Here is a 16529-nt window from a genome sequence, read left to right as displayed (position 1 = left end):
GGTCCGCGGGCGCGGATCGGTGGGGAGGGGCGCGCCGGGGGTCAGGCGGCCAGCCAGGCGTCCAGCGAGAGCTTCGTCCGGGGCCGGTAGACCAGCCACGCCGCCAGCAGCAGGAACCCGGAGTCGCGCAGGATCTCCTGCAGGTACTTGGTCTGCGACTCGTCCACCGTGCCGCCGCCGCCGAAGCAGCCGCAGTCGATCGAGATGCCGCGCGCCCAGGCGGAGGAGATCCCGGCGATGAAGACCAGCAGCAGCACGCCCGAGACGATCGCCACGATCCTGGTCCCGAGGCCGAGCAGCAGCAGCAGGGCCAGCGCCAGCTCCAGGAACGGCAGGCCCCAGCCGACCGGCTTGACCAGCGACTCGGGCAGGATCTCGTACGCCCGCACCGCCTGGGCCGCCTCCGCCGGGTCGGCGACCTTCGCCAGCCCCGCCCAGCCCCAGACCAGCGCCAGGCCCAGCCGCACCGCCAGCCCGAACCACTCGGCCGCCGAGCCGTCCACCGCCCGGCGCAGCCCGCTCACCCGGCCCCGGTCGGCCTGCTGACTGGCCATCAGTTCCCCCTCGGGCGCGTTCCACCGTTTCCTGCCTGATGAACCGTAGGGGATGGCGGGGGGTTCCTCCACATTGGCGAGTTAAGCCGTTTGAGCGACCTTAAACGGTCATACGTCCGATTTTCCGGATCATCGGGCCGACGGGCCGCAGACCTGGTCGGCCTGCTGGCACAGCACCGCCCGCTCCGCCCCGCGGCGTGCCAACTCCCGTTCCACGCCCCCGCTTCCGGCCAGCGCGGCGGCCAGCGCCAGCCCCGCCGCCAGCGCCCGCAGCAGCACCGCCCTGTGAACCCGCGCCATCCGGATGCCCTTTCGCCGACGAACCACCGGAGGGTCCAACGGCCCCGGCGGGGACGGGAGTACCAGCACCCGCCGGTTTTTCACCCTCGCGGAGTAGGCACGGCACGCGAAGGGCCGCCCGGGGAGCGGCAGTTGCTCCCCGGGCGGCCCTTCGCGCGCTGCGGTGCTACTTCCGGCGGACGCCCTGCGCCAGCTCGCCCGCGAGCGCCCGGACGGCGGCCGTGCCGTCCGCCAACCGCTCGGCGTCCAGCAGGCGCTGGACGAACGCGGAGCCGACGATCACGCCGTCCGCGAAGGCCGCGACCTCGGCGGCCTGGTCGGCGTTGGAGACGCCCAGGCCGACGCAGACCGGCAGCGCGGTGGTGGCGCGGGTGCGGGCCACCAGGTCCTCGGCCAGGTTGCCGACCGCGGCCCGGGTGCCGGTCACGCCCATCACGGCGGCCGCGTACACGAAGCCGGAGCCGGCCGCGGTGACCTCGGCCAGCCGGTGGTCCTTCGAGGACGGGGCGACCACGAACACGGTGTCCAGACCGTGCTCGGCCGCCGCCTTGCGCCACTCCTCGGACTCCTCCACCGGCAGGTCCGGCAGGATGCAGCCCGCTCCCCCGGCCGCGGCCAGGTCGGCGGCGAACCGGGCGGTGCCGTAGCGGTCCACCGGGTTCCAGTACGTCATCACCAGCACCGGCACGGCCGGGTGGGCCGCTACGACCTCGGCGACGGTGCGCAGCACGTCCTTGATCTTCACGCCGCCGCGCAGCGCGATGTCGTCGGCGGTCTGGATGACCGCGCCGTCCAGCACCGGGTCCGAGTGCGGCAGGCCGACCTCGACGACGTCGCAGCCGCCCTCGATCAGCGCGTTGATCGCGGCGATGCCGCCGTCCACGGTCGGGAAGCCGGCCGGCAGGTAGCCGATCAGGGCCGCCCGGCCCTCCGCCTTCGCGGCGGCCAGCGCGGTGGTGAGCTTGGTGTCGGCCATCTCAGTTGGTCCCCTCGGCGTCGTAGAGGCCGAAGTACTCGGCAGCGGTGTGCATGTCCTTGTCGCCGCGGCCGGAGAGCGAGACCAGGATGGTCGCCTCCGGGCCGAGCTCGCGGCCGAGTTCGAGCGCACCGGCCAGGGCGTGCGCGGACTCGATCGCCGGGATGATGCCCTCGGTGCGGGACAGCAGCCGCAGTGCCTCCATCGCCTGCGCGTCGGTCACCGGGCGGTACTCGGCCCGTCCGGTGTCCTTCAGCCAGGCGTGCTCCGGGCCGACGCCCGGGTAGTCCAGGCCGGCCGAGATCGAGTGCGACTCGATGGTCTGGCCGTCCTCGTCCTGGAGCACGTAGGTGCGCGAGCCGTGCAGCACGCCCGGGTCGCCCTTGGTCAGGGTGGCCGCGTGCTTGGGGGTCTCGGCCCCCTCGCCGGCCGCCTCGCAGCCGACCAGCCGCACGCCCGCGTCCGGGATGAACTCGTGGAAGATGCCCATCGCGTTGGAACCGCCGCCGACGCAGGCCACCACCGCGTCCGGGAGCCTCCCGGTGCGGTCCAGCACCTGCTGCCGGGCCTCGACGCCGATGACCCGGTGGAAGTCGCGGACCATCATCGGGAACGGGTGCGGGCCCGCCACCGTGCCGAACAGGTAGTGGGTGGAGTCGACGTTGGCGACCCAGTCCCGGAACGCCTCGTTGATGGCGTCCTTCAGGGTCCGGCTGCCGGACTTCACCGGGACGACCTCGGCGCCCAGCATCCGCATCCGGGCCACGTTCAGCGCCTGGCGCTCGGTGTCGACCTCGCCCATGTAGACGGTGCAGTCGAAGCCGAACAGCGCGCAGGCGGTGGCGGTGGCCACGCCGTGCTGGCCGGCGCCGGTCTCGGCGATGATCCGGGTCTTGCCCATCCGCTTGGTCAGCAGCGCCTGGCCCAGCACGTTGTTGATCTTGTGCGAGCCGGTGTGGTTGAGGTCCTCGCGCTTGAGCAGGACCCGCGCCCCGCCGGCCTCCGCGGAGAACCGGTGGACGTCGGTCAGCGGGCTCGGCCGGCCGGTGTAGTCCTTGAGCAGGGCGTCCAGCTCGGCGGCGAACGCCGGGTCGTTCTTGGCCTTCTCGTACTCCTCGGCGACCTGCTCCACGGCGGCGACCAGCGCCTCCGGGATGAAGCGGCCGCCGTAGGCGCCGAAGTAACCGCGGGCGTCGGGCACCTGGGCGCCCGGAAGGTAGTGCTCGGACATGATCCGTCCTCGGATGAAGGATTGACGGCGTGGAAGGGGGAGCCTGCGGCGAATCGTCAGCCGCAGGTGCCGCGCCATCGGCGTCCGGGGACCTGTCCGGGCTCGCAGCCGATCACGTACCGCACCCGCCGCCCCAGCGCCCGGCGCGCGGGCGCGCGACAGCCGCGCGGGCGGCAGCCGGGGGCGAGACGGGTGGCGATCGACATGGCCGGGGCTCAGCCCCGCCCGTTGTTGCGCAGCGCCGGGTGCGCCCCGGCGGCGACCAGGTCGGCGACCGCGGCCTTCGGGTCCCGGCCGGTGACCAGGGACTCGCCGACCAGCACCGCGTCGGCGCCCTGGTTGGCGTAGGTGATCAGGTCGTGCGGGCCGCGCACGCCCGACTCGGCGACCTTGACGACGTGCGCCGGGATGGCGTCCACCACGTTGCCGAAGGTGTTCCGGTCGACCTCCAGCGTCTTCAGGTTGCGGGCGTTGACGCCGATGATCCGCGCGCCGGCGTCCACCGCGCGGGCGATCTCCTCCTCGTCGTGCACCTCGACCAGCGGGGTCAGCCCGATCGACTCGGCCCGCTCGATCAGCGAGACCAGGGCCGGCTGCTCCAGCGCGGCGACGATCAGCAGCGCCAGGTCCGCGCCGTGCGCGCGGGCCTCCCACAGCTGGTAGGCGGTGACGATGAAGTCCTTGCGCAGGATCGGGGTGGGCACCGCCGCGCGCACCGCGTCCAGGTCCGCCAGCGAGCCGCCGAAGCGGCGCTGCTCGGTGAGCACGCTGATCGCGGCGGCCCCGCCGGCCGCGTAGTCGACCGCCAGCGCGGCCGGGTCGGCGATCGCCGCCAGCGCGCCCTTGGACGGGCTGGAGCGCTTGACCTCGCAGATCACCCGGACGCCGTCACCGCGCAGCGCGGCCACGCCGTCCTTCGCCTCGGGCGCCTTCGCGGCGAGCTCCTTGAGCTCGTCCAGGGAGACCCGGGCCTGTCGCTCGGCGAGGTCCTGCCGGACCCCGTCGATGATCTCGTCGAGCACAGTCACGCGTGCGCCCCCATCGTGTTTCGGTGGTGAGGCCGGGGGCGTCGAGCGCGGTCCCGGCCCTTCGATGGTATCGGGCGCGGGGGGCGCACTCCGCATCCGACCGGCGCGCGTCTCGATCGGCGGACCGCCCGGCGGACACCGCGCGCGCCCGGCTCACACCGCCGGCGGCGCCAGCAGCGTCCCGACCGGCAGGTTCCGCACCACCGCGAACAGCAGCAGCACCAGGACCAGCGCCCCCGCCTGCCGCCCGGTGACCCGCCACCCCCCGCCCGGCCGGCCGCGCACCGCCCGCACCACCCAGCGCACCCAGAGCGCCAGCAGGACGAACGCCCCCACCGCCACCAGCAGGTTGTCGTGCCCGGCCGTCAGCACGTCCCCCCTGGTCAGCGCGTGCACGCAGCGCAGCCCCCCGCAACCCGGGCACCACCAGCCGGTGGCCCGCAGGAACGGGCAGACCGGGTAGTGGCCGGGCGCGTTCGGATCCACCAGCGCGACGAACCCGACCGGCAGCGCGACCGAGACCAGCGCCGCCAGCGGACGGACCAGACGGCGCGCCGGACCGGCGGCGCAGGACGGGGCGGCGGGAGCGTTCACGGGCACGATTGTGCCCCCGCCGCGCCCCCGGACGGCCCCACCCCGGCCCGCGAAACGCCGAACGGCGGGCCCTGGGCCCGCCGTCCGCTCCGTCCTGCTTCCGCTCTCGCCCTACCGGCACTCAGCCCGCGGTGACCGCGCTGCGCTCCTCGGCGCCGATCGGGGCGAAGTTCTTGCTGGGCTGCTTGCCCATGCCCGCCATCGACATGGCCTTGCCGACCACGCCGCCGATCAGGACCACGGCGAGGCCCGCGATGACCAGCACGACGTTCGGCATGATCATCGCAACACCCGCGACGCAGAAGCCGACGAAGGAAATGACCACGCCGGTCCACGCGGCGGGGGTGTGGCCGTGCGCTGCTGCAGCCATCTTGTTGGTGCTCCTTGTTTCTCCGGGGCCCGGTCGGGCGGCCCTGGGGCGGCGCTCGACGGGTTGACGCCTCCATTGTGCCGGGCCGAACACGGCACACCCAAGCCGGGGCGTGCGTGGTGCCGCGCACACTGCGCCGCGGACGGTCAGCCGGTCGGGTCCTCGCCCCGGTCCAGCGCCTTCCACAGGTCCGCCGGGCCGGCCGCCTTCCCCGTCGCCGCCTTCCGGGTCGGCGCCTCGTACCGGGAGCCCATGGCCGGCCAGCCGCTGCCGAACCGCGCCGTCAGCACCCCCGCCGCCACCAGCAGCACCCCGCCCGCCAGCGCCACCCACGGCCACGCCGTCCGGGTGATCTCCTCGGCCCGGCCGCTGGACAGCGCGAGCCGGCCGGCCGCGACGGCGTGCAGCCCCGCGGTGTCGGTGTACCCGATCACCGCCCCGACGACCGCCCCCACGCCCGCCAGCACCGTCAGCGCGCCCACCAGCACCCGGGTCCGGCCGCGCACCGCGAACACCGCGACCGCCGCCGCCATCGCCACCAGCGCCATCCCGGTCGGCAGCTGCGTCAGCTTGCTCCCGCTGGCCTGCACCGCGATCCGGCTGCCGCCCATCCCCGGCGCCACCCCCTCCGCCCAGGTCCGCCCCACCGCCGTCAGCACCAGCACGGCGCCCAGCGCGGTCAGCAACAGCATCAGCCCCAACGTGCCACGGGAGCCACGGGCCTTCGGGGAAGCGGGGGAAGCAGAGGTCTCACTCACCCCCCCAGTGTCCCCGACCTCACCCCGCCCCCACCCACCACCCCCGACGCAGCCGGACCGGCGCCAGGAGCCGAAGGCCGGAGGCGGGAGGCCAGGAGCCGGAGGCCAAAGCCAAGGGCTGGAGGCCAAGGGACCGAAGGCCGGAGGCGGGAGGCCAAGAGCCAGGGGGCCGGAGGCCAAGGGCTGGAGGCCAAGGGACCGAAGGCCGGAGGCGGGAGGCCAAGAGCCAGGGGGCCGGAGGCCAAGGGAGCCGGGGATGCGGGGATGCGGGGCCGGGGCCCGAGGCGGAAGGCCAGGGGCCCGGGGCTCGGGGCCCGGGGCCGGGAACGAGGGGCGGTGGCCGGGGCCCCGGCTCAGCGGAGGGTGTTGGCCGTGGCGACGGCGCGCAGGACCGCGGCCGCCTTGTTGCGGCACTCGGTGTCCTCCGCGTGCGGGTCGGAGTCGGCGACCACGCCCGCGCCCGCCTGGACGTACGCGGTCTCGTCGCGGATCACCGCCGTCCGGATGGCGATCGCCGTGTCGGAGTCCCCCGCGAAGTCCAGGTAGCCGACGCAGCCGCCGTACAGGCCGCGGCGGGTGGGTTCGAGCTCCTCGATGATCTGCATGGCGCGCGGCTTGGGCGCGCCGGAGAGGGTGCCGGCCGGGAAGCAGGCGGTGAGCACGTCGAACGCGCTGCGGCCCGCGGCGACCTTGCCGGTGACGGTGGAGACGATGTGCATGACGTGGCTGTAGCGCTCGACGGTCATGAACTCCACCACCTCGACCGAGCCCGGCGCGCAGACCCGGCCCAGGTCGTTGCGGCCCAGGTCGACCAGCATCAGGTGCTCGGCCCGCTCCTTGGGGTCGGCGAGCAGTTCGGCGGCCAGCTCGGCGTCCTCGTGCGGGGTGGCGCCGCGGTGCCGGGTGCCGGCGATCGGGTGCAGCATCGCCTCGCCGCCGGCCACCTTGACCAGCGCCTCCGGGCTGGAGCCGACCACGTCGAAGCCGCCCTCGGCGCCGCCGTCCGGCCCGGGGAAGCGGAACAGGTACATGTACGGGCTGGGGTTGGTGGTGCGCAGGACGCGGTAGACGTCGAGCGCGGAGGCCGGGCAGGGCGCCTCGAAGCGCTGCGAGGGGACGACCTGGAAGGCCTCGCCCGCCCGGATCCGCTCCTTCACCACGTCGACGGCCTTGCGGTACGGCTCGCCGCCGAACGGCGAGTGCGCGTCGACCGCGGTCGGGGTGTAGGTGGCGAGGCCGGGGTCGACGGGGCGGCGCAGGTCGGCCTCCATCGCGTCGAGGCGGGCGACGGCGTCCGCGTGCGCCTCGTCGACGCCGGTGGCCAGGTCGTTGTGGTTGACCGCGTTGGCGATCAGCAGCACGGTGCCGTCGGCGTGGTCGAGGACGGCCAGGTCGGTGGCGAGCAGCAGGGTCAGCTCGGGGAGCTTCAGGTCGTCGGGGGTGAGATCCGGGAGCTTCTCCAAGCGGCGCACCACGTCGTAGCCGAGGTAGCCGACCAGGCCGCCGGTGAGCGGCGGCAGGCCGTCGTCCGGGTGCCGGGGGGTGTGCAGGGCGGCCAGGGTGGCGCGCAGCACCTCCAGCGGGTCGCCGCCGGTGGGGATGCCGACCGGGGGTTCGCCGAGCCAGCGGGCGCCGCCGTCCTCGCCGACGGTCAGGACGGCGCCGGAGCGCACTCCGACGAAGGAGTACCGGGCCCAGCTGCGGCCCTGCTCGGCGGACTCCAGCAGGAAGGTGCCGGGGCGCTCGGCGGCGAGGCTGCGGTACACGCCGATCGGGGTGAGGCCGTCCGCCAGGAGCCTGCGGGTGACCGGGATGACCCGGGTGTCGGCGGCGAGCGTGCGGAAAGCCTCAAGTTCCATGGGACACCGATCGGCTGGGAGGGGCGGGCTGGTCGGGGGACAGGCTACTGGGCGAGCGGCAGCACGTCGGCGTCGAAGCAGGTCCGGTCGCCGGTGTGGCAGGCCGCGCCGACCTGGTCGACCTTGACCAGCAGGGTGTCGCCGTCGCAGTCCAGCGCGACCTGCTTGACGTGCTGGACGTGGCCCGAGGTGTCGCCCTTCACCCAGTACTCGCTGCGGCTGCGGCTCCAGTACGTGCAGCGGCCGGTGGTCAGGGTGCGGTGCAGCGCCTCGTCGTCCATCCAGCCGAGCATCAGCACCTCGCCGGTGTCGTACTGCTGGGCGACGGCGGGCAGCAGGCCGTCCGGGGTGCGCTTGAGGCGGGCGGCGATCGCCGGGTCCAGGGCGGTGCTGCCGGGGGCGGCGGGAGTGGTCGACATGCCCCCATTCTGGCAGGCCCGAACAGGCTGCCGGACCTCCTTGCCGGGTGCGGTCGGAATGGTTTCCCCCACCGGGTAGCCTGCTCCCCGCGGAAAACCGAACCGCATTGGGAAATGGGGGATTTGTCGAATGAGCGCCTATCACCAGCAACCGCTTCCGGCGGTCGCTTACGGGGATTACCGGCTCCAGCGAACCGCAGGTGAGCACCTGTATCCGGGCGAGCCGATGATCGGCACCTGGGCGGTCGAACTGGACCGCCTGCTGCCGCTCTGGTGGGACCGCGACACCGTGCGCGCCGCCGGTTTCGCTCCTCTCGTCCGGGCGATGAACTTCTGCAAATCCGTCTGGCGCGGACTGTGGCTGTACTTCCTGCCGCGCTGGTTCGTCGACATCTTCGGACCGAGCGCCTACGGCCGCCGCCCCTACGGCCTCTCGCTGACCCGGCGCGCCTACCGGGCGCTGCGCCGCCCGCTGCACGGCGGCTCCTGGCACGCCCCCGAGGGCTCCACCGCCCGGCTGTTCTGGCGGGCGGTGCGCACCACCGCGGGCGAGAAGCTGAAGGCCGACCACGACCTGTTCACCCTGCTGCTCACCGACCGACGGCTGCTGGTGCTCAGCCGCTGGACCGCCCGCCAGGCCGACGACCACTACCGGGCCACCCCACTGCTCGAACTGCCCGCCGGCGGCTGGTGGCTGCGTCCGGACACCCCGAACGACGTGTGGGCCCAGCGGCAGGACCTGCTGTTCGCGGACGGCTCCTGGCTGGCGCTGGCCTTCGACGGCGAGAGCGACCTGCAGGCGTTCCGCGCCGCGGCGGCGGGGCGCTGACCGTCGCGCCCCGCCCGTCGGCGACGGGCGGGGCGCTGCCGGGCCGGTCAGCCGAACGCGGTCTGGATCCGCGAGCGGTCCACCCGGTAGGGCGTCGGCTCCTGGTCCAGGCCGATGTCGTTCAGCAGTTCCTGCTCGACGGCGTTCTTGTTGACGTCGCCCTTCAGGCCCTCCTTGGCGACGCCCAGCGCCGACTTCCCGGCCGCCTTGAGGTCGCCCTTGAGGGTGCCGTCGCCGATCTGGACGCCCGAGCGGTCGTCCTCGTCGATGCCCAGCCCCTCCTTGATCTTGTCCTGGGCCCAGTCCCCGGCCTTCTCGGTGACCTTCTGGTCGATCTTCTGGGCGATCTTGGCGGCCTTGCTGGTGCCCTCCTCCAGCTTCCGGACGTCGTTGAAGGCCGTCTCGACCTTCTTCATCTTCTCCATGACCTTGGCGACGTCACCGAGCTTCCGGGTCGCCTTGACCGCCTTGCCCATCTCCTGGAGCGCCTTCAGCAGCTCCTCCAGGGCCTTCGCCAACTTGGTGGAGACCTGCGCCACCCGGCCGACGAAGACGCCGATCTCGGCCTCGTCGATCAGCGCGCCGACCACCGCGGCCGCGCCGAAGGTGACCAGCGAGAGCACCGCCTCCGCGGCCAGCGAGGCGATCAGCGCCTCGATCGCCTCGGTGATGATCTCGATCACCAGGCCCTCGGCCATCGCGCACTCCTGCGCCGCCGAGTTGATGATCTGCGCGGTCTGCATCATCTCCTCGGCGGTCTGGTCGAGCGCGTCCGCCACGTTGCCCATGTGGCCGCCGAAGGCGTCGCTCGCCGACCCCTGCCAGCTCTGCGCCACCGGCGCCACGCCCGACCGCAGCTCCGCCGCCACCGAGCGCACCGCGCCCGCCTGGGCCTGCCACTCCATGGTGGCCGCGTTCAGCTCCGCCAGGTTGCCGGTGACCTTCTCCAGCATGTCCAGCAGGCCGGACTCCTCCAGCGCCCACTCGACCGCCTGGTCCAGCGCCCCGCCCAGGCCGCCGCGCGACTTGTGCTCGGCCTCCGGCAGGTCCTGGATGGAACGCTCGATCTGCGCGTGGGCCCAGGCGTACGCGTCGCTCTGCCGGCCCGGCGCGCCGTAACCCGGCATCGACCCGTACGCGGGCATCGTGCTCGCCCCGCCGTACCCGCCGAGCCCGCCCGTCCCGTACCCGGGGGCCGGGGCGGGCAGCGTGCTGACGCCCTCGCGGGCCTGCTGCTGCTCGGCCTGGGCCTGCCGGATCGCCTCGATCGCCGGCCCGGCGATCCCGGTGGCCACCGGGGCGTCCCCCGCGGACTCCCCGGCCGACCCGCCCGCCTCGCCGCCCGCCGGCTCCTCGCCGGACCCGAACAGCTTGCCGCCGAGGTAGTCGCCGGCCTTGCCGCCGAGGCTGCCCGCCGCACTGCTGACGGCGTTGCTCCCGGCGTCCTTGAGCATGCCGCTGAACCAGGACTGCCGCGGGTCGGCCGGCGCCCCGTCCTCGCCGCCGTCCCCCGCCGCCGCGGCCTCGCCGGTCCGCTGCCCCCCGGGGCGGATCCGCTCCGGGTCCCCCACGTGCGGCGCCGTCCCGGTGCTGCGGCCGGGCACGGGCGCGGGCGCCGGGGTGGTCTGCCGCGGCCGGTTGCCGACCTCGGACGGGTTGCTCACCCGCTGGTGCGAGTCGTTCCGCCTCCCGGACGAGCCGCCGGAGCTGCCTCCCTTGTGCTTGCCGCCCGTCACGCTCACGCCCGGCCCCCGCTCATGGTGCCCACGACGTACTCCTCGTGGTCCGTGTAGTTGCGCGACACCCCGGCGAGCCCCTGCGAACTGCCGTTCACCGCACTGCCGAGCATCCCGACGTTCTCGCGGCTGGCACCGGCGTGCTCCTGGAACGCCGACGCCAGGTGCTGGGCGTTCGGCAGGTGCCCGAAGGCATCCGAGGAGATGGTGATCGCGGCGGTGGCCTCGGCGATCCGGCTCAGCTGCTCGGCCTGCTCGGCAAGCAGTGACGAGTACCGGTCGAGCGCACTGGGCTCGACCTGAAACCCGCTGTCCCCCATGACAGTTGCCTTTCTCGTACATCCCTGTGACAGACGGGTCATCGTACTGATCAGCATGCAAAGGATGAGCAAACTGATGCCCGAAAAGGACTGACGTGACAGCTGTTGTGCCCTCAGAATGTCCTTGGATCCAGGGGGGTTGGCATGAACGGACGACAGAAGGCTTTTCTCGCGGTCCTGGTGGCCGCACTCGTCGCGGCCGGGGCGATCGCCCTGTGGCCCGCCCCGAAGAAACCCGCCGCCGCACCCCCGCCCCCCACGACCAGCCCGCCCCCCACCCCCACCCCCAGCCCGTCGAAGACCTACCCGTACCCCTTCTACCCGCCGGGCACCTGCCTGTTGATGCCCTGGATCAGCGGGGTGAAGGACAGCACCGTCACCCCGTGCGACCAGCCGCACGACGCCGAGACCACCGCCAACGTGGTGATGCCCGAGGGCCTGGCCGACGACCGGGGGATCAACAAGGCCCTGCTGGAGCTCTGCGCGCCGTCGTTCCACGCGGTGCAGCAGCAGAAGAACGGCACCGACCTGTACAACAACAGCCCGATCGTCCCGCTGACCAAGTACTACCAGCAGGGCTACCGGGACGTCAGCTGCACCGTGACCGTCAGCAACCAGCAGCCGGACCGCAAGATGACCGCCCCGCTCCACTAGCCCTCCCGCCCCGTACGCTGGGTGCATGGTGAGTCTTGCGCAGGGTGAGCGGGCCCGGTTGAGTCGGTTGTTGGCGGCGGCGGGGCCGGAGGGGCCGACGTTGTGCGAGGGGTGGGTGGCGCGGGACTTGGCGGCGCACCTGGTGGTGCGGGAGGGGCGGCCGGACGCGGCGGCGGGGATCCGGGTGGGGGCGCTGGCGGGGTGGACGGAGCGGGTGCAGGGGAGGGCCGCGGGGCGGGGGTACGAGGGGCTGGTGAAGTCGTTCCGGTCGGGGCCGCCGGCCTTCTCGCCGTTCAACCTGCCGGGGGTCGACGGGGCGGCGAACCTGGTGGAGTTCTTCGTGCACGCGGAGGACGTCCGCCGGGCGGTGCCGTTCGAACCGGAGCCGGTGGGGGCGGAGTTGGCGGAGGCGCTGTGGAAGCGGGTGCCGATGGTGGCCCGGTTCGGTGACGCGAAGGCGCCGGTCTCGCTGCGGCTGGTGCACCCGGACGGCCGGGAGGTGACGGTGCGTCGGCGGGGGACGCCGGTGGTGACGGTGAGCGGGGAGCCGGGCGAGCTGGTGCTGTTCCTGTACGGGCGGGGCGCGCGGGCCGCGGTGGTGGCGGAGGGCGCGCCGGAGGCGGTGGAGACGCTGGCGCACGTGCTGCCGCTGCCGGAGCCGGGGGCCTGACGGCGCGTCGGTCCGTTTTGTCCGGTCGGTGTGCCAGCCTGGCCGTGGCCCGACGGGCCGTCCCCCGTCCTTCGCACTTTCAGGAGCGCGCGCCATGGTGAGCACCGACTTCCGGCCCGGTTCGCCGAACTGGCTCGGTCTGGGCAGTCCGGACCTCGCCGAGTCCGAGCTGTTCTACGGCTCGGTGTTCGGCTGGACCCTGGACCCGGCCGGCCCGAACGGCTACGCGTTCTTCCGCAGCGGCGGCCGGACGGTGGCGGGGGTGGGCGCGCTGACCGAGGCGGAGGCGCTGCCCGCCTGGACGGTGTACTTCGCGGCGGCGGACGCGCACGGCACCGCGGCGGCGGTGCGGCGCGCGGGCGGGACGGTGCGCGTCCCGCCGTCGGAGGTGCCCGGCGAGGGCTGGTTCGCGCAGCTGTCGGATCCGGCGGGCGGCCGGTTCGCGGTCTGGCAGGCCGGCGGGACGGCCGGGCTGGAGGCCGCGGGCGGGCCGGGCGCGCTGTGCTGGGCGGAGCTGCACACCTCGGACGTCCCGGGGTCGCTGCGGTTCTACCAGGGCCTGTTCGACTGGCGGACCAGGGACTCGGTGGTGCCGGGGGCCGGGTACACGGTGCTGCGCCCGGCGGACGGCGGGGCGGACTTCGGCGGGGTCGCGGGCGTGCACCCGCGGGTGGACGCGGGCTGGCTGGCGCACTTCGCGGTGCCGGACGCGCTGCTGGCCACCGACGAGGTGCGCCGGCTGGGCGGGAGCGTGCTGGTGCCGCCGGAGCAGGTGCCGACGGTGGGCCGGGTCGCGGTGCTGGCGGACCCGTTCGGCGCCCAGTTCGCGCTGCTGGAGCCGGAACCCCGCCGGTAGCGCACCCGCGGGGTTCCGGAGCGGCCGTCGGCGGCCGTCAGCGGACGGGGTGCCCGGTGACCCGGAGTTCGTCCTTGACCTGGCCGATGGTCAGGTCCCCGAAGTGGAAGACGCTGGCGGCGAGGACGGCGTCGGCCCCGGCGTCGACCGCGGGGGCGAAGTCGGCGAGCTTGCCGGCGCCGCCGGAGGCGATGACCGGGATGGAGACGGCCTTGCGGGCGGCCCGGATCATCTCCAGGTCGTAGCCGTCCTTGGTGCCGTCGGCGTCCATCGAGTTGAGCAGGATCTCGCCGGCGCCGAGTTCGGCGGCGCGCACCGCCCACTCGATCGCGTCGAGGCCGGTGCCGCGGCGGCCGCCGTGGGTGGTGACCTCGAAGCCGGAGGCGGTCTCGGTGCCCTCGGGGCAGCGCCGGGCGTCGACCGAGAGGACGAGCACCTGGCGGCCGAAGCGCTGCGCGATCTCGCGGACGAGTTCGGGGCGGGCGATGGCGGCGGTGTTGACGCCGACCTTGTCGGCGCCGGCCCGCAGCAGCTTGTCGACGTCCTCGACGGCGCGGACGCCGCCGCCGACGGTGAGCGGGATGAAGACCTGCTCGGCGGTGCGGCGGACCACGTCGTAGGTGGTCTCCCGGGAGCCGGAGGAGGCGGTGATGTCGAGGAAGGTCAACTCGTCGGCGCCCTGGGCGTCGTAGAGCTTGGCGAGCTCGACCGGGTCCCCGGCGTCGCGCAGGTTCTGGAAGTTGACGCCCTTGACGACGCGTCCGGCGTCCACGTCCAGGCAGGGGATGACGCGTACTGCGAGTGTCACGGCTGGGTGCCTTCCGAAGTGCGGGCCGGGCCGGGCCGGTGGGCCTCGACCTCGACCTCGACCATCATCCGGGAGTCGGTGAGGCCCTGGACGACCACCATGGTGGTGACCGGGCGGACTCCGTCGAAGATTTCCTTGTGCGCGCGGCCGACCTCGTCGCGGTCCCGGACGTGGGTGAGGTACATCCGGGTGCGGACCACGTCGGCGGCGGTGAGTCCGTAGCGGTCGAGCGCGCCGAGGGCCGTCCGGAAGGCGGCCAGCGTCTGCTCGTACGGGTCGCCCTCGGCGGCGGCGTCGCTGTCGTCGAGGGCGGTGCAGCCCGCGACCAGGACGAAGTCCCCGGCCACCACCGCCCGGGAGAATCCGTACTGGTCCTCGTAGGGGGACCGCTCGGACGGGCGGGCGGCGGTGGTCGGGGTCTCGTCGGTCATCGGGACACAGCCTCCAGGGCTTCCTCAAGGGTGAACTTCTGCTCGTAGAGCGCCTTCCCCACGATCGAGCCCTCGACGCCCTCCGGCACCAGGGTGGCGATGGCGCGCAGGTCGTCGAGCGACGACACGCCGCCGGAGGCGACGACGGGCCGGTCGGTGGCGGCGCAGACGTCACGCAGCAGCTGGAGGTTGGGGCCGGTCAGGGTGCCGTCGCGGTTGACGTCGGTGACCACGTAGCGGGCGCAGCCCTCGGCGTCGAGGCGGGCCAGCACGTCGTAGAGCTGGCCGCCGTCGCGGGTCCAGCCGCGGCCGCGCAGGGTGGTGCCGACCACGTCGAGGCCGACGGCGATCTGGTCGCCGTGCTCGGCGATGACCTTGGCGACCCACTCGGGGGCCTCCAGGGCGGCGGTGCCGAGGTTGACCCGGGTGCAGCCGGTGGCGAGGGCCGCGGCGAGCGACTCGTCGTCGCGGATGCCGCCGGACAGCTCGACCTTGATGTCGAGGCGGCCGGTGACCTCGCGGAGCAGCTCGCGGTTGCTGCCGGTGCCGAAGGCGGCGTCCAGGTCGACCAGGTGCAGCCACTCGGCGCCGGCGCTCTGCCAGGCGAGGGCGGCGGCGAGCGGCTCGCCGAAGGAGGTCTCGGTGCCGGAGGCGCCCTTGACCAGGCGGACCGCCTGGCCGTCGCGGACGTCGACGGCGGGCAGCAGTTCGAGGCGGTTGGTCATGGTGTGGAGGACTCTTCCGTCGTCAGAGGGTGTCGACCCAGTTGGTCAGCAGGGCGGCGCCGGCGTCGCCGGACTTCTCGGGGTGGAACTGGGTGGCCCACAGCGGGCCGTTCTCCACGGCGGCGACGAACGGCTGCCCGTGGGTGGCCCAGACGACCTTGGGGGCGCGGATCTTCTCGGAGTGCGTCTCCAGCACCCAGTGCCGCACGCCGTAGGAGTGCACGAAGTAGAACCGGGTGTCGGCGTCCATCCCGGCGAACATCCGGGTGCCGGCGGGGGCGTCGACGGTGTTCCAGCCCATGTGCGGGACGATCGGCGCGTCCAGCGGCTCGACGGTGCCGGGCCACTCGTCGCAGCCGGCGGTCTCCACGCCGTGCTCGACGCCCTTCTCGAACAGGATCTGCATGCCGACGCAGATGCCGAGCACCGGGCGGCCGCCGGCCAGCCGGCGCCCGATGACCTGCTCGCCGCGGACGGCCTTCAGGCCGCGCATGCAGGCTTCGAAGGCGCCGACGCCGGGCACCAGCAGCCCGTCGGCGTCGAGCGCCTCCTGGAAGTTCGAGGTGACGGTGACGGTGGCGCCGGTGCGCTCGACGGCGCGCTGGGCGGAGCGCAGGTTGCCGGACCCGTAGTCCAGCACCACGACGTTCTTGGACATCTCGCGGTCTCCTAGTAGCGCATGATGCCGGCGGCCAGGCACATGGCCGAGGCGAAGCCGAGGACGAGGATGACGCTCCTGGGCTTCTCCTGCTTCCAGAACGACCAGACGCCCGCCGCGAAGAAGAGGCCGAGGAAGATCAGTACCGAGGCCATCAGAGCGCGCCCTTGGTGGAGGGCAGGATGCCCGCGGCGCGCGGGTCGCGCTCGGAGGCGTAGCGCAGCGCCCGGGCCAGCGCCTTGAACTGGCACTCGACGATGTGGTGCGCGTTGCGGCCGTAGGGCACGTGCACGTGCAGGGCGACCTGCGCCTGGGCGACGAAGGACTCCAGGATGTGCCGGGTCATCGTGGTGTCGTACGCGCCGATCATCGGGGCGATGTTCTCGGGCTCGGTGTGCACCAGGTACGGGCGGCCGGAGAGGTCGACGGTGACCTGGGCGAGCGACTCGTCCAGCGGGACGGTGCAGTTGCCGAACCGGTAGATGCCGACCTTGTCGCCGAGCGCCTGCTTGAAGGCGGCGCCGAGCGCGAGGGCGGTGTCCTCGATGGTGTGGTGGGTGTCGATGTGCAGGTCGCCCTCGGTCTTGACGGTGAGGTCGAAGAGGCCGTGGCGGCCGAGCTGGTCGAGCATGTGGTCGTAGAACCCGACGCCCGTGGAGACGTCCGTCTTGCCGGTTCCGTCGAGGTCGATCTCGACCAGGACGGAGGTCTCCTTGGTGGTGCGTTCGACGCGGCCGATGCGGGACATTCGGG

The 16529-nt window shown here is 73.8% G+C and carries 23 protein-coding genes; 4 read left to right on the top strand and 19 right to left on the bottom strand.

Annotated elements, in window-relative coordinates:
• Positions 1–41: 41 nt before the first annotated feature.
• The 11 genes from EDD39_RS15670 to hisI form a co-directional block, all read right to left on the bottom strand.
• Positions 42–554 (bottom strand): MauE/DoxX family redox-associated membrane protein, encoded by a 513-nt coding sequence (locus EDD39_RS15670; RefSeq protein ID WP_208765506.1) that lies wholly within the window; start codon positions 552–554, stop codon positions 42–44.
• Between the two features lie 129 nt (positions 555–683).
• Positions 684–854: a hypothetical protein gene (locus EDD39_RS39590; RefSeq protein WP_162870036.1), complete on the bottom strand. Its 171-nt coding sequence runs from the start codon at positions 852–854 to the stop codon at positions 684–686.
• Positions 855–1020: 166 nt separating this feature from the next.
• Entirely contained in the window at positions 1021–1830 is an 810-nt protein-coding gene (trpA, locus tag EDD39_RS15665) for a tryptophan synthase subunit alpha (RefSeq protein WP_123556572.1), read from the bottom strand.
• 1 nt (position 1831) lies between these two features.
• Positions 1832–3064 (bottom strand): tryptophan synthase subunit beta, encoded by a 1233-nt coding sequence (gene trpB / locus EDD39_RS15660; RefSeq protein WP_030460100.1) that lies wholly within the window; start codon positions 3062–3064, stop codon positions 1832–1834.
• 53 nt (positions 3065–3117) lie between these two features.
• Positions 3118–3267 (bottom strand): tryptophan biosynthesis modulator TrpM, encoded by a 150-nt coding sequence (trpM, locus tag EDD39_RS42695; protein ID WP_360291891.1) that lies wholly within the window; start codon positions 3265–3267, stop codon positions 3118–3120.
• Positions 3268–3276: 9 nt separating this feature from the next.
• Positions 3277–4089, bottom strand: coding sequence for an indole-3-glycerol phosphate synthase TrpC (trpC, locus tag EDD39_RS15655; RefSeq protein ID WP_030460101.1), 813 nt, complete (start codon positions 4087–4089; stop codon positions 3277–3279).
• Between the two features lie 153 nt (positions 4090–4242).
• Entirely contained in the window at positions 4243–4683 is a 441-nt protein-coding gene (locus EDD39_RS15650; protein ID WP_123556570.1) for a DUF2752 domain-containing protein, read from the bottom strand.
• 121 nt (positions 4684–4804) lie between these two features.
• Positions 4805–5053: an HGxxPAAW family protein gene (locus tag EDD39_RS15645; protein ID WP_030460103.1), complete on the bottom strand. Its 249-nt coding sequence runs from the start codon at positions 5051–5053 to the stop codon at positions 4805–4807.
• 146 nt (positions 5054–5199) lie between these two features.
• On the bottom strand, positions 5200–5745 hold the full coding sequence (locus EDD39_RS15640) for a TIGR02234 family membrane protein (protein WP_123556568.1): 546 nt from the start codon (positions 5743–5745) through the stop codon (positions 5200–5202).
• Between the two features lie 419 nt (positions 5746–6164).
• Positions 6165–7670, bottom strand: coding sequence for an anthranilate synthase component I (locus EDD39_RS15635; RefSeq protein WP_123556566.1), 1506 nt, complete (start codon positions 7668–7670; stop codon positions 6165–6167).
• Between the two features lie 44 nt (positions 7671–7714).
• Positions 7715–8089 (bottom strand): phosphoribosyl-AMP cyclohydrolase, encoded by a 375-nt coding sequence (gene hisI / locus EDD39_RS15630; RefSeq protein WP_030464595.1) that lies wholly within the window; start codon positions 8087–8089, stop codon positions 7715–7717.
• A gap of 226 nt (positions 8090–8315) precedes the next feature.
• Between hisI and EDD39_RS15625 the strand changes: the two genes are divergently transcribed.
• The gene (locus EDD39_RS15625; RefSeq protein ID WP_123556564.1) at positions 8316–8918 is read left to right on the top strand and encodes a hypothetical protein; all 603 of its coding nucleotides are present in this window, start codon (positions 8316–8318) and stop codon (positions 8916–8918) included.
• Between the two features lie 47 nt (positions 8919–8965).
• On the opposite strand, the gene EDD39_RS15620 is transcribed toward EDD39_RS15625, so the two are convergent.
• Together EDD39_RS15620 and EDD39_RS15615 are read right to left on the bottom strand one after the other, a co-directional pair.
• Positions 8966–10582: a WXG100 family type VII secretion target gene (locus tag EDD39_RS15620; RefSeq protein ID WP_148089451.1), complete on the bottom strand. Its 1617-nt coding sequence runs from the start codon at positions 10580–10582 to the stop codon at positions 8966–8968.
• 74 nt (positions 10583–10656) lie between these two features.
• Positions 10657–10974, bottom strand: coding sequence for a hypothetical protein (locus EDD39_RS15615; RefSeq protein ID WP_123556560.1), 318 nt, complete (start codon positions 10972–10974; stop codon positions 10657–10659).
• A 144-nt stretch (positions 10975–11118) separates the two neighbouring features.
• Between EDD39_RS15615 and EDD39_RS15610 the strand changes: the two genes are divergently transcribed.
• From EDD39_RS15610 to EDD39_RS15600, 3 genes are all read left to right on the top strand, one after another.
• A complete protein-coding gene (locus EDD39_RS15610; RefSeq protein ID WP_123818792.1) occupies positions 11119–11628 on the top strand; it encodes a septum formation family protein in 510 nt (169 codons plus the stop codon).
• A gap of 25 nt (positions 11629–11653) precedes the next feature.
• Positions 11654–12298 (top strand): TIGR03085 family metal-binding protein, encoded by a 645-nt coding sequence (locus EDD39_RS15605; protein WP_123556556.1) that lies wholly within the window; start codon positions 11654–11656, stop codon positions 12296–12298.
• A 94-nt stretch (positions 12299–12392) separates the two neighbouring features.
• Positions 12393–13154 (top strand): VOC family protein, encoded by a 762-nt coding sequence (locus EDD39_RS15600; protein ID WP_123556553.1) that lies wholly within the window; start codon positions 12393–12395, stop codon positions 13152–13154.
• A gap of 37 nt (positions 13155–13191) precedes the next feature.
• Here the strand turns inward: EDD39_RS15600 and hisF are convergent, their stop codons facing one another.
• The 6 genes from hisF to hisB are packed head-to-tail and all read right to left on the bottom strand — an operon-like array spanning position 13192 to position 16524.
• Positions 13192–13962, bottom strand: coding sequence for an imidazole glycerol phosphate synthase subunit HisF (gene hisF / locus EDD39_RS15595; protein ID WP_123556551.1), 771 nt, complete (start codon positions 13960–13962; stop codon positions 13192–13194).
• The gene (locus EDD39_RS15590) at positions 13959–14393 is read right to left on the bottom strand and encodes a RidA family protein (RefSeq protein WP_123556549.1); all 435 of its coding nucleotides are present in this window, start codon (positions 14391–14393) and stop codon (positions 13959–13961) included. The genes hisF and EDD39_RS15590 overlap by 4 nt, the downstream gene beginning before the upstream one ends.
• On the bottom strand, positions 14390–15118 hold the full coding sequence (priA, locus tag EDD39_RS15585) for a bifunctional 1-(5-phosphoribosyl)-5-((5-phosphoribosylamino)methylideneamino)imidazole-4-carboxamide isomerase/phosphoribosylanthranilate isomerase PriA (protein WP_123556547.1): 729 nt from the start codon (positions 15116–15118) through the stop codon (positions 14390–14392). The genes EDD39_RS15590 and priA overlap by 4 nt, the downstream gene beginning before the upstream one ends.
• 22 nt (positions 15119–15140) lie before the next feature.
• Positions 15141–15776, bottom strand: a complete 636-nt coding sequence (gene hisH / locus EDD39_RS15580) for an imidazole glycerol phosphate synthase subunit HisH (RefSeq protein ID WP_123556545.1) — start codon at positions 15774–15776, stop codon at positions 15141–15143.
• Positions 15777–15787: 11 nt separating this feature from the next.
• Complete coding sequence (locus tag EDD39_RS40140) at positions 15788–15931, bottom strand: hypothetical protein (protein WP_167518075.1); 144 nt, start codon at positions 15929–15931, stop codon at positions 15788–15790.
• Positions 15931–16524: an imidazoleglycerol-phosphate dehydratase HisB gene (gene hisB / locus EDD39_RS15575; protein ID WP_030463810.1), complete on the bottom strand. Its 594-nt coding sequence runs from the start codon at positions 16522–16524 to the stop codon at positions 15931–15933. The genes EDD39_RS40140 and hisB overlap by 1 nt, the downstream gene beginning before the upstream one ends.
• Positions 16525–16529 lie beyond the last annotated feature (5 nt).

The sequence above is a fragment of the Kitasatospora cineracea genome (genome assembly GCF_003751605.1).
Classification (GTDB): domain Bacteria; phylum Actinomycetota; class Actinomycetes; order Streptomycetales; family Streptomycetaceae; genus Kitasatospora; species Kitasatospora cineracea.
The sequence above is the reverse complement of the archived record's forward strand: the minus strand, read 5'-3'. Positions and strand labels throughout refer to the sequence as shown.